The 12,698-nt window shown below is 63.2% G+C and carries 7 protein-coding genes and 1 tRNA gene; 3 read left to right on the top strand and 5 right to left on the bottom strand.

Annotation, left to right across the window (positions count from 1 at the left end; all coding sequences use genetic code 11):
• Window positions 1-17 precede the first annotated feature (17 nt).
• Window positions 18-2,450, top strand: a complete 2,433-nt coding sequence (locus GYH35_RS12830) for a M48 family metallopeptidase (protein ID WP_161828598.1) — start codon at window positions 18-20, stop codon at window positions 2,448-2,450.
• Here GYH35_RS12830 and selD read toward each other — a convergent pair.
• Entirely contained in the window at window positions 2,425-3,513 is a 1,089-nt protein-coding gene (selD, locus tag GYH35_RS12825; protein WP_161828597.1) for a selenide, water dikinase SelD, read from the bottom strand. The genes GYH35_RS12830 and selD overlap by 26 nt on opposite strands.
• On the bottom strand, window positions 3,510-4,916 hold the full coding sequence (gene selA, locus GYH35_RS12820) for an L-seryl-tRNA(Sec) selenium transferase (protein ID WP_161812215.1): 1,407 nt from the start codon (window positions 4,914-4,916) through the stop codon (window positions 3,510-3,512). The genes selD and selA overlap by 4 nt, the downstream gene beginning before the upstream one ends.
• A gap of 86 nt (window positions 4,917-5,002) precedes the next feature.
• Between selA and selB the strand changes: the two genes are divergently transcribed.
• Both selB and GYH35_RS12810 read left to right on the top strand, forming a co-directional pair.
• Entirely contained in the window at window positions 5,003-6,964 is a 1,962-nt protein-coding gene (gene selB, locus GYH35_RS12815; protein WP_161828596.1) for a selenocysteine-specific translation elongation factor, read from the top strand.
• 4 nt (window positions 6,965-6,968) lie between these two features.
• A tRNA-Sec gene (locus GYH35_RS12810) sits at window positions 6,969-7,062 on the top strand.
• A gap of 137 nt (window positions 7,063-7,199) precedes the next feature.
• On the opposite strand, the gene GYH35_RS12805 is transcribed toward GYH35_RS12810, so the two are convergent.
• From GYH35_RS12805 to GYH35_RS12795, 3 genes are all read right to left on the bottom strand, one after another.
• Entirely contained in the window at window positions 7,200-8,147 is a 948-nt protein-coding gene (locus GYH35_RS12805) for an OmpA family protein (RefSeq protein ID WP_161812212.1), read from the bottom strand.
• Window positions 8,148-8,165: 18 nt separating this feature from the next.
• Window positions 8,166-9,335: a hypothetical protein gene (locus tag GYH35_RS12800; protein WP_161812211.1), complete on the bottom strand. Its 1,170-nt coding sequence runs from the start codon at window positions 9,333-9,335 to the stop codon at window positions 8,166-8,168.
• 320 nt (window positions 9,336-9,655) lie between these two features.
• Window positions 9,656-12,589 carry a BTAD domain-containing putative transcriptional regulator gene (locus tag GYH35_RS12795; RefSeq protein WP_161828595.1) on the bottom strand — a complete coding sequence of 978 codons (2,934 nt, stop codon included), beginning with the start codon at window positions 12,587-12,589 and terminating at the stop codon, window positions 9,656-9,658.
• Window positions 12,590-12,698: the final 109 nt, after the last annotated feature.

Raw genomic sequence — 12,698 nt, 5'->3', positions numbered from 1 at the left:
CTCCGGAAAGCCAGCACATGACACCAGCGGCGCCCACCCAAGCGTTTCAGGTCACGCTCCTCGGCACGCGACTGAAAGAGATCAGCGACGCGGAGCTGATCGCCGAGCTGCGCGCGAAACTCAAACTCTCCCCGGAGCAAGCCGGATCTCTGCTCACCGGGCGACGCACGGTCAAGCGCGGCGTCGACATGGCTGCCGCTCAGCGCCTCGTCGGAATATTCACGCAGATCGGGCTGAAGGCAGTCGTCGAAAATATGCCTGCGCCCGCGCCGCGCGCCGCAGCGCCGGCAAAGCCTATCGTCAAAGAAGAAAGTCGGCCGCCCGCTCCTGAACAGCGCAATCCGCTCGTAACGTTACAAGCGCTTGCCAGTCAGAATCTGCCGAAGCCGCGCACCAGCCCAGGCTATGTACTCAGCTTGCTGGTTGTCACCTTGCTCTGTGTGGCGATGCCGGCAATCTACTTGTGCTTCACCGCCGGCATTGCGGCCGGCTGGGTCTGGTATCTCACCCATATTCATCTGCACCTGCCCCGAAGCATCCATCTCATCGTGCTCGCCTACGCTGTGCCTGGGCTGGCGGGCGCCGTGCTCCTGTTGTTCCTGCTGAGACCGATATTCGCTCGCCGCCCGCGCGAAGACGACGCCCTGACCATCGATGCAAGCAAGGAGCCCGGCCTCGTCGATGGCGTACGAGCGCTGTGTCGCGCGATCGGCGTCTCGGCGCCTCACGAAATTCACGTGACTTGGGATGCGAACGCCTCGGTGCACTTTCGCAACGGCTGGCGGGGCCTGCTCACAGGGCGCAAAGTGCTGACGATCGGGATGTCGCTGGTCGCCGGCCTCAATGCTCAGCAGTTCGTTGGCGTGCTGGCCCATGAGTTCGGTCATTTCGCCCAGCGCGTGGGCATGACCTGCTCCTTCATCGTCAACTCGGTGAACGCGTGGCTCGAGCGCTGCGCTCACGGTGAAGACCCCTGGGAGCAACGCTTGCGGCGCAGCTGGAGCGACGCGGCGGATGAAAATGAAGAGAGCACATTCTCGTGGCTGATCAGCTGGTGCGCCGGAGCGACGCTGATCGCGATTGCCGGGACGCGACGGCTGATGGCGGCACTGTTCCAGGTCAGTTTCCGACTGACCCAGCATATGTCGCGACAGATGGAATTCGACGCCGACCGCTACGAAGCACTGCTTGCCGGCAGTGACACATTCCGCGTGACCGCATGCAATCTGCGCGGACTGAATCGTGCGTTTGGCGAGATCAATCGCAAGAACATCGCCGCGTGGCGTGAGAAGCGCCTGTTACGCGATATTCCGAAAGCCGTCGCTGCGCATTTCGCCGCGTTCGACTCGAAGCGGCTCGCTGAAATCCAGGAAGAGTTGCAGGAAGAAACAACGACGCGCTACTGGGACTCGCATCCACCGGATAACGCGCGTATCGAGAATGCCGAACGGCAGCGCTCGCCCGGCTTATATCGTGAGGCAGCGCCCGCCGCGCTCATGTTCCGTGATTTCCGCGGGTGGTGCGAACGCGCGACCCGGCGCTTCTATCGCGAGCAAGAAGTCGAATTCGAAGAATCGATGCTACGGGGTGAAGAGGAAGTTCTCGGCCTCGTGCAAGGTCGCGACGGTCAGCGTGAGCAACTGGTTCGTTTCTTCAACGGGCAGTTCCAGCCGTGGCCGCTGCTGTGCCTGGTCGAACCCGCCGCCAGCCCGAAGCTACCGGCGGATTGGCAAGCGGCCATCGATGAGATTCGCAAACGCTCGCCGGATCTGACGCGAGCCTGGCAGAAAGCAAACATGGCCGAGGAAAGCCGACCTCTGCTGCGGATCGCGGCCACGCTGAACCTGAGCACCCAGGAAGTCGCGGTCGGTGGTCCGCCCCGCACGGCGCAAGAGCTGAGCCGCGAGCTCGAGCTCGTCGTCGGGCGACGCATGGAAAGCTATCACGTGCTGGCCGAAGGGTTCAGCCTGTACGCCTTGCGTATCAAACACGCGATTGCGTCGATGCCCGCCGCCGAGCGACAGAAGGCCGCGGCTGCGCGCGCCGTGCTGATCGAACTGTGTGCACTCGAACGCGAAATCGCAGGCATCGAAGAACTGACCGGCGCCATCACCATTCACCAGGATGCGCTCGAGGAAGGCGAGCAGGATCAACTGTCGGATGGATGGCTGCAGAGGATCGCCGAGCTCGCCGCGCATGTGCTGGCAAAGGTGGATCGGATCCCGCAGACCATCACTGTCGGCGACACCGTCGGCGGTTACATTCGCAGTCGCTGCCCGTCTCTTCCGCCGCCCGACCGCAAGTGGGACGCGAAGCGCGTTGCTGAAGGCGCCTGGCCGATGCCTGACGTGTTTCATCAGTTCTACATGCTGGCGCTCGGCGAGCTGTTGAGCCTGTGCGAAGCGGCAGAAAAGGCGCGGGGCATCAAGCCGATCCGGCTGGTGGCGTGAAGCTCACAGTCAGGGTTGGCGTCGCGCTTCGAGTTGTCACCGCACCGATCCTGGCGGCATGCTCAAAGCCGTGCTGCCGGAAGACCGCGAGCACCTGATCCACTGACGATGGTGCGCACGACACCAAGAGTCCACCGCTGGTTTGCGGATCGCTGAGCAGAGCTTTGTCTTCGGCTGCAAACGTCGCGGGCAAAGTCACGTCCACACCATAACTGGACCAATTGCGAGCCGACGCCCCCGTCACGAATCCTTGCGTCGCCAGCGCTCGCACGCCGTTTAGCAACGGCACGGCTGACCAGTCGATCTCTAAGTCACATCGCGCGCCACGCGCCAGCTCGAGCGCGTGACCGGCAAGACCAAAGCCGGTTACATCAGTCAGCGCATGTACGCCCGAGAGTGCGGCGAGCTCGGGACCCGGAGTGTTCAACTTCGTCGTGACCGCCATCATCTGCTCGTAGCCCGCCGCATCCAGTGCTCCCTTCTTGAGCGCAGCCGAGAGCACACCCACGCCGAGCGACTTGCCAAGCACCAGCACATCGCCCGGCTGCGCATCGGCGTTTCGTTTGATGCGGCTGGGATGAGCGAGCCCCATGACCACCAATCCATAGATCGGCTCGACGGAATCGATACTGTGCCCGCCTGCAATCGGAATACCGGCCGCGCGACAAACCGAAGCGCCGCCTTCGAGGATTCGTCCGATGGTCGCCGAGGACAGTACATTGATGGGCATGCCCACGATAGCGAGCGCCATGATCGGCTGCCCGCCCATCGCATAGACGTCGCTGATGGCATTGGTGGCGGCGATGCGGCCGAAGTCGTGGGGATCGTCGACGATGGGCATGAAGAAATCGGTGGTCGCGATCAGTGCCTGCTCGTCGTTGAGTCGATAGACGGCGGCATCGTCGGAGGTTTCGATGCCGACCATGAGCTGCGGCGGAATCGGCAGCGCCGACGTGCCTTTGAGAATCTGCGACAGCACGCCCGGTGCGATCTTGCAGCCACAGCCGCCACCGTGCGACAACGAGCTGAGTCGCGGCTCGGCAGATGTTTCGTGTGAATTCATGACGATCCCTTCGCGGCAAGCCGTTCCAGCTGAGCGATGAACGCGTGCTCGTCTTCCAGACAGCGTAGATCGAGCACCAGCGCGTCATTCGCGATGCGCCCGATCACAGGCACCGGCAATCGACGGAACTCTGTCGCCAGATGTTTCAGCGCCGAGCCCACTTTAGCGCTCGTGGGACGACACGTCAGCGCCATACTCGGAATGATCTCCACAGGCAACGAGCCGCTGCCGACCTGACTCGATACCGGCGTCACATTCACCTGCCATTGCGCACCGAGCGCGGCGGACACGAGCGGCAGCAATCGATCGGCCAGTGCTTCGATGTCCGAGAGCGGTCGCGTCAGCAGTCGCAGCGTCGGCAACTCTTGAAGCAGCAGATCGGGTGTGCGATACGCGAGCAATGTTCCTTCGAGGGCCGCAAGCACAGGCTTCGACACGCGCAGCGCCCGCTTCAGCGGATGACGTTTGATCCTGTCGATCAACGCCTTCTTGCCCACGATCAACCCCGCCTGTGGCCCGCCCAGCAATTTGTCGCCACTGAACGTGACAACGTCGGCGCCGCTCGCAATCGTTTCGCGCACCACGGGTTCCTTGGGCAAACCATACGCAGCAAGATCGATCAGACTGCCGGCGCCCAGGTCGACAATGAGCGGCAACTGATGCTCGTGTGCGATCCGAGCGACTCGGAGCTCCGACACATGAGCCACGAACCCGCTGATCTTGTAGTTGCTCATGTGCACCTTCATGAGCGCCGCGGTCTTCGGGCCGATCGCACGCTCATAATCAGCGGGGTGAGTACGATTCGTCGTGCCCACCTCGATCAATCGCGTGTTCGCGCTGCGCATGACGTCGGGAATACGGAAGGCGCCGCCGATCTCGACCAGCTCGCCACGGGACAGCACGACTTCGCGCTTGTGGGCCACTGTCGCCAATACGAGCAGCACCGCGGCCGCATTGTTGTTCACGACGGTGGCTGCTTCCGCACCGGTCAGCTCGATGAGAATGTCCTCGACCAGGCTGTCGCGCTCGCCTCGCCCGCCGGTGTCGAGATCGAACTCCAGATTGCACGCCTCGCGCATCGCCATGGAGGCATGCTCGATGGCTCGCGACGAGAGCTGCGTGCGGCCGAGATTCGTGTGCAGCACCGTGCCCGTGAGATTGAACACTCGACGCAGTCGCGGCGTCGCGCGTTGTTGCAGACGGTCGGCGATCTGAAGCGACAATTCATTATCACTTGGCGACAGATAGCCGGGCTCGCTCACGCGCTCGCGATGCGCGTCGAGCACGGCTCTGATCGCATCGATCACGGCGCTGCGGCCATATGTCTCGCACAGGCTTTCAACGGCCGCGAAATGCGCGATCCGATCGACGGAAGGGAAAGGACGGGTAGGCTGCGTTGCCATGGATGCGATTCCGCGATGCCTCACTGTAGCCTAGCACGCGGTCGCTATCATATCGTTGGCCTTAGGTAACGCCCACAACGCCCGTCATGCTCGTCGCCACCGCCGGTCACATAGATCACGGTAAAACCTCGCTGATCCGCGCGCTCACGGGCGTGGCGACCGATCGTCTGCCGGAGGAGCGCGCCCGCGGCATTTCCATCGACCTGGGCTTTGCCTATTGGCAGCCCGATGCAGGCCCGACCATCGGCTTCGTCGACGTGCCCGGTCACGAGCGCTACGTCCGTAACATGCTCGCCGGCGCTAGCGGCATTGATTTCGCACTCCTCGTGGTCGCGGCCGATGACGGAGTGATGCCGCAGACCGTCGAGCATGTGCAGATCCTGGATCTGCTGGCCGTCGCGCGCGGCACCGTCGCTATTACAAAATGCGACCGCAGCTCGCCAGAACGCATCGTTGAAGTCCGACAGCAAGTCGAAGCGCTGCTTTCAACCACCGCTCTCGCCAGCGCGCCCATGTTTGAAGTCTCAGCGACGACCGGCGCTGGCGTGCTCGCACTCGGCGCGGCCCTGTGCGAAGCCAATCGCGTAGAACACAAACGACTCATACACGAGCGGAATTTCCGACTTGCGATCGATCGGGCTTTCTCGGTGTCGGGGGCTGGCACGGTGGTCACCGGTACCGTTCGCGATGGCGCACTCGATGTGGGTGCTCGCCTCCTGCTCTCACCTCATAACCTCGAAGTGCGCGTCCGCGGCCTGCAAAGTGCGGGGCAGCCACGCACGCAAGTTCATGCAGGCGAACGGTGCGCGATCAACCTGACCGGCGTCGAAGTCGCGCAGATCCATCGCGGCGATTGGTTGATCGTCCCGTCGATGCATGCGCCGACGATGCGGCTCGAAGTGCGACTGAAGCTGCTCGATGTCCGCACGTTGAAACACAACGCGCCCGTGCATTTTCATCACGGTACGGCAGACATTTCCGCGCGAGTGCTCTTGCCAAAACAGGCTTCGATCAGTCCAGGCACCGAGGCCGCTATTCAGCTCGCGCTCGATCATCCGACCTGCGCCGTCGCCGGCGACCGCTTCGTCTTGCGCGATCACTCGGGTCGTTTACTGATGGGCGGCGGCACGATCATCGACCCACTCGCACCGACGGAGCGACGCAAGCAGAGCGACCGAGCCGCGGTGTCGGCGGCCTTGCAATCGATTCAACCGGCTGAGGCGCTAGCGGCGCTGCTCGCCGTACCCGGCCATGAGGTGGACACCGTCGACTTCGAACGCCGCTTCAATCTCACACCAGCTGCGGCCCAGGCGCTCTACAAGAAAACTGACGCTGTACTACTCAGCACAGCGACACCTCTCGCCGTGCCTGCGAGGCGCATCGCGGAGATCAGCAATAACATCGTCGACTCACTCGAAACCTTTCATCGCGAACACCCAGATGCTCGTGGCATGAGCGCGCGCGAGCTCAAGGCATCTCTAACGACGCCGATATCGACCGACGCTTTCCTGGCCCTGCAAGAGCAACTGACCGAAAAGCACGTAATCGCAACGAGCGGCAGCGTCATGAAACTGCCGGGCCACACCGTCGACTTTAGCGCGGCAGACGACGAGCGTTGGCGCAAGGTGCAGCGGCTCGTACAAAGCCGCGGCGCCCTGCTGTTCTCTCCAAGAGAGGTGACAGCGGAGGCAAAGATCAGCGAGCCCGTCGTCAAAGCCATGCTCTATCGCCGCCGAAGCAGCGGCGACGTCTGGCGCATCGACGACGAGCGCCTCATGTTGCGCGATCAGGTCGCCGCGCTGGCTGCGCGGGCCGCGGTTCTAGCCAGAGAAGTCGGCAGCAAAGGATTTACCGCTGCCCAATACCGAGATGCCACCGGCATCGGTAGAAATCAGGTGATCCGCATCCTCGAGTTCTTCGACAGCATCGGAGTGACCCGTCGCGACGGCGATCGGCGCAAGGTCCGTCCCGATTATTTTCTTATCGTCGGCACTGCCCCGCCGTATCGACGCCCGCTGGACAAGCCCGCTCGATCGACTGCACCATAGTCCCGGAAGAGAAACATCCCCGGCGGGGTGCCCGGACTTCAAACCCGGAGGAAGGTGCCATGCATCTTCGGTAGGTTCGACTCCTGCCTCTTCCGCCACTCAAGGCTCCGGCACCGAGCTGCGATCGCGCTCCGGATCGTCCATGCCCTCGAACAGATCGCCTCGGGCGGGCGGCCACGCCCGCGCTCAATCGAGCGTCGCAGCGTTTGCTGATTCTCGTTGCGTTAACACCGTCCTACCAGGCCACCAGCTCCACGCGCCGGTTTTTCGCACGACCGTCTTCGGCGCGATTGGATGCAACCGGCGCGGCATAGCCGACGCCCCAAGGCTTCAGACGCGTCCCGTCGACTCCATGACCAGATACAAGGGCCTGCACGACTGACTGAGCGCGCCGCCGTGAAAGATCGATGTTGTAATCGAACGCGCCTGCCGTATCGGTATGACCCACGACCAGCAACTTGAGTGCGGCATCCTGTTTCATCAGCTTGGCGATCTCGACCAGCGCGTCCTGCGATTCCGGTTTGACATCCGCCTTGCCGGAGTCGAAATAGATGCCATACAACGCAACGCGTCCGGAGGCGGCAATCTCGCGAGCCATCGCGTTGGCGTCGACCACCACCTGGCCAGTCTGCATCGGCTTCACTTCAACGACATCGAGCAGCGTGAAGACGCGATTCTTGTTGGCGCCGCCGACGCCATAGGCTGCTGTCGTGTAGACCGATACATACACATCGCCGGTCGGCCGGGACAGTCGGGCGGCAAGATACTTCTGATCCTTGCCACTGAAGTGCATGATGCTCGGCGGATTCAACGCATAGCTGAAGTCGTTGCCGCAGGCCTGGTTCTCGCATTGATACAACGATGTGAAGCCGCCGGCTTTCAACGACTGCTCGTAGTTTCGGAACACTTCCAAAGCGCTGCGACCCTCGGGCGCTCGATAGTGAATGCGAGTGATGCGGCCTTCGAGCGCCTGAGAAGAGGATGCGCCGCTGCGCCGGTCCCGGACCTGCCCGGTGGGCAGCGAGAAGCTGTCGAAATCCTTCGTCTCGTACTTGAGGATCTCGGAGCCCGAGTAGCGCGAGATTACCGGATGGTCTTTTGAACCCGGGACGTCGGCCGCACGCGCAGCGACAAAAAACATCACGGCGCCTGATGCCGCCAGGAGGATACGCAGCGTTCTCATAATCGATCCTGCAATGAGTCAGTTAACGACGAACAGCGGGTCCTGCTGGAGCGTCAAGACGAAACCCGCCTGCCCGGGCAGTCCGGTGGTGGAAGTCTCCCCGCTCAGCGAGCCGCCGAGACCACCGGCGCCGCCACTGCCACCACCGCCGCCGCCGCCGCCGCGCACATCCGGATTGATGATGGCCCTCGTGACACTCCCGCTGGCGCCAGGGGCAACGTCAGTGGTCCCTGTATTCTCGATCGAAGGTGCGGCGAGCACGACGATGCCGCCGCCACCACCACCACTGGAGGCGTTGACCAGATCGGTGCTCGAACCCTGCCCTCCTTGAACCGTGATCGTGCCGGCGTTTCGGATCGAAGCTCTGGAAGCCAGGATGACGATGCCGCCTCCACCGCCGCCGGCGCCCGTCGCACCGTTCGCGTCGATGCGACCGTTATTTACCAGCGCGCCTTTCGCAAGCACTCGGATCAGTCCGCCACCAATGCCCCCGGCGCTGCCGGCGGCCCCGCTGCCAGCGCCACCTCCCATATGCAACCGGGCCAGGTTGGAGAGAACATAGGTTTTCGACAACGCGGCGGAGCCCCGGCCACCGACCATCGTGCTGGTATAAACGCCATCGGTGTCGAACGAGGGCATCCCCGCCGCTTCGTTCATATCGCCCGGATGCGGCGGTGTGATGCCAGTGCCGACGACAGTCGCTCTTGGGAAGTTGATATAGCCGCCCTGCGCGCCCAGCAAGACAGTAATCGTGCCGTCGTTGGTAAACGTGCCGGCACAGCGCACCGTGGTTCCGGCCCTGACGACCAGCGTGGTTCCGCTCGGAATGGTGCAATTGTTGAAATTGAGATTGGCCGGCTCCTGGCTGCCAAGCCACTGCGTGCTACCGGCCACCACCAGATCGCCAGCGCTGCCATCGCCGTACATCCAGCGTCCCAGCGCGGCATCCGCGCTCTCCAACGCCGTGACGCGGCCATCGAGGCCGGAGACGCCGCTCTGAAGTGTTCCGATGCGAGCGTGATTGTCATCAACCGCCGCCTTCACCGCCGCGAAGTTGCCGTTGACCTCCGCCGCCCGCGCCGGCGTGCCGGGCATGAAAGTCACCAAGTTCGCTACTTCACCCGCCGTTGCGGATTGAAGGGCCAGCAAGCACGAAACAAACGATCCGAGAGCAGTCGCGCGCTTCATCGTTAGCTCCATTTGTCCGTGTCCCACAGCGCCGCATCCCAGTTGGTTCTGACAACCGGCGGCGTCGGCGGAGGATCGGCAGGCGGGTTGTTCGGAGGAGAACCGGAGCCGCCTCCTCCCCCTCCGCATGCGGCCAGGCCAGTCATCACGGCCGTGATGAGAACGGCGCGAACAAGCACGAGCCAACGCATGCAGGCACTCCAATCGCCAGGGGACGATGGCCCGGAAGACTAAGATCGCCGTGCTTACCGATGACTTACAGATCGGCTTTTGCCAGCGCGCACGACCGCCGATTCGTGACGTCGTTCTCGTCGGAACGGTTATGCGGATGCGACGCCGGCGGCGGAACGCAACCGTTCCTGGAGCTCACGACTCTGCCGAGACGGTTTGACACCCAGCTGCGAGCTCAGTGCGGCACGCAGTCGCTCGTAGGTGGCCAGCCCTTCCCCGTGTCGATTGAGCTGCTCGTAGCAGAGCATGAGCAGGCAATAGAGCGCTTCCGCGAGCGGATCCGCTTCGGTGCCACGGCGATAACATTCGAGCGCGTCGTGCGTCCGGCCGTTGGCTTCATGGATGCGGCCAAGCCGTTCGACGGCGCGCAGGAACATGGATCGCAATCGTTCTCGCATCGGCGACATCCAGGCCGCCGACTCCCGGCTCAGGAAAGCCCCCGGATACAGCGAGATCGTCCGCTCGAGCGAAGACGGATCGGCCGGTTCCGCCCGCTCGACCTCGCGCTCGAAGGCCCATGCATCCACCCATACCAGTTGCGGATTGAGAGTGATGCGCCCGCCTTCGACGACCACGGCTTGATCCGACCCAAGCAGCTTGCGAAGCCGATGCAGCGTCGTATCGAACACGCGATGAGCCGCGTCGCCATCGCTCTCCGGCCAGAGCTGCTCGGTGAGCTGTTCCTCGAGCACCTCCCGTCCACCGAACGCGATCAGAGCGCGCAACAATTCGAGCGGCTTCTTCTGCGTCTTGGGACCGAAACGCACCGGCTCGTCGCGCACCCGAAGGTCGAACGAACCCAGCGTTCGGATCCTGACCGGCCAGGGCCACGCTTCCAGCGCGCCTTGGTCAGATGGCGGCGCCAATCGCCCGGCGCGAATCATCTCGTGAACCGTCGAGACAGAGAGCTTGTTCTCCAGCGCGATTGAGCACAGCTCCGACAGCAAGCGCGGATCCACCGCCACAAACGCCTTGAATCCGTGCCGCTGTGCCAATGCAAGCGCGCGACGCAGATGTTTCAGGCACGCGTCAGTGTCGCCTTCGCGCCTGGCTAACAACGCATAGCTCAGCGCACATTCGCACTCGAACAGGTGACTACGAATCGCGCGAGCCAACGGCAACGTCTCGTCGAGCAATGCCCGCGCATCGTCGTAGCGTTCCGATTGAATCAGGACTCGCACCAGGCTCAGGCTGCAGACCGCAATCGCGAACGGGACTTTGCACTCTCGTGCGAGCTGCACAGCGTGGCGACCGCGCGCCTCCGCGTCGTGCAGGTTGCCGCTCAGGAGCGCGACGAAGCTCGCCAGGTAAGACCACAGCGCTTCTTCGAGGCGCATCCCGGGGGCAATCAAGCCACGGTATTTCTCGAGGGCCGCTCTGGCACCGTCGATATCATTGGAGTGCGCGCACGCATACACCAAACCCGCACAGATCGCGCGATCCAAGACGCGAACGCCGCTCGACTCTGCAAATGCGGCCGCCTCTTCAGCGACAGCGCGCGCAACATTTGCCTCGCCATATAACAAAGAGCTGCGCGACTGCATGCTCAGAACATTGAGGCGGGCGAACGGCGACGCCGTCTCACTGCGAGCAAGGACGGCCGCCGCCTGCATCAACGTCTCGAATCGCTGCAACTGTCCGACCCACGGATAGTAAAGAGCGAGCGAGGCGACCGTCATGATGCGCAGACTCGGATCCTCACCTTGGCGCGCCAGGCGCTCGGCGCGCGCCACCCACTTGCCAATGGAATCCCATTCGGGCGCTGCGAATACGTGCGCCGTGAAGATTGCATAGACGGCGCGTTCTTCGACTGCGCGCGATGGAAACTTCGGAAAGTCGCGCCTCAACGCATCGAACTCATCGATCCACTGCCGCATCGGAGTGAAATCGCCCCAGAGAAAGACAAACGAGTCGACGATGCCCGCCCAGGCGAGATAACTCCCCTGTGCGTCGCCGCCGCCACGGAACGAACGAAAGGCGGATTCGAAACAAGTCCGTGCGGCCAACAGATCGGTGGCGAGATGACAAACACCCTGCCAGTACTGCAGCCAGGGCTCGCGAACCCGCGCCGCATCGGAAAGCTGCGCGATTACGTTGTCCAACACACCGGTTCGACCCGCGGCGGCAAGCGCCGGCGCTCGCATCAGAATGATTCGAGTGGCTGCCTCGATATCGGTGGCTTCCAGATACAGCGCCTGCGCGTGCTCCAGTTGGCCGCCATCTTCGAGGATCGCCGCCGCTGCGCGCAGGTGCGTGGCCCTGCCCGCTTCGCCCCAGGTCTGCAACGCCTGCTCACGCAGGAAGTCACGAAACAAAGGATGATATTGATAGGTCGGCTGCGGCTCGCTGTGGCGCTCGGTGAAGTGATGCTGGCTGACCATCTCTTCGAGCAGCCCACGAACGCGCGACTGCCCCGTCAAACGCTCGGCCATGACTGGCGTGAAGGCAGGAAACATCGCGGTCAGCAGCAGAAACTCCCGCACCGCTTCGGGTCGGTGAGCAAAGATCTCGGCCGCGAAATAATCGAAGAGCGGCTGCGCGCTGCCTGCGCTGGCCTTCCCTCTCTTGCCGCCCCGCCCGGCGTTTTCGAGCAGCAGAATCAATCCGGCGACCCAACCATCGCACTCTCGATGCAAACGAGCGCTGTGAGCGACGCTGCGAAGCTCGGTATCGCTCGTCATCAGCCGCACCAGCGCCCGGGACTCCTCTTCACGCAGCTTGAGAGCTTGCCAATCGAGGTAAGCCAGGCGTCCGTTCATCCGCAGTCGAGCTAGCGCATCCGGAGGGTCGCTGCGGCTGATGAATATCACCGGCGTCAGACCGCCCAGCTCCTCCAGACAGATGCGCAGCACTCGATGCAACGGCTGCGCCGCGCCCGCATCGTGAACATCGTCGAAAACCAGCGCCGTGGACGCCGGCAGGCGCCCACCCAGGTCACGAAAGAAGTTGCGAGCGAACGTGTCGACGTCGGCGAAATACTCCGGCGTGAGCTGCGGCAACGGCCGACGCCGACGAGGCGCCACCCGACGCATGGCCAGCGAGAGATGATGGAAAAAAGCTCGGCAGATCGGCGTCGCCCGCATCCACCTGATACCACAGGCAGCGCAGCCGGCGCTGTTTCAAATAACTGGC

Source organism: Steroidobacter agaridevorans (genome assembly GCF_009932555.1).
In the GTDB taxonomy this organism is placed as follows: Bacteria; Pseudomonadota; Gammaproteobacteria; order Steroidobacterales; family Steroidobacteraceae; genus Steroidobacter; species Steroidobacter agaridevorans.
Note: the sequence above shows the minus strand (reverse complement) of the source record. Positions and strands in the feature narration are given on the sequence as shown.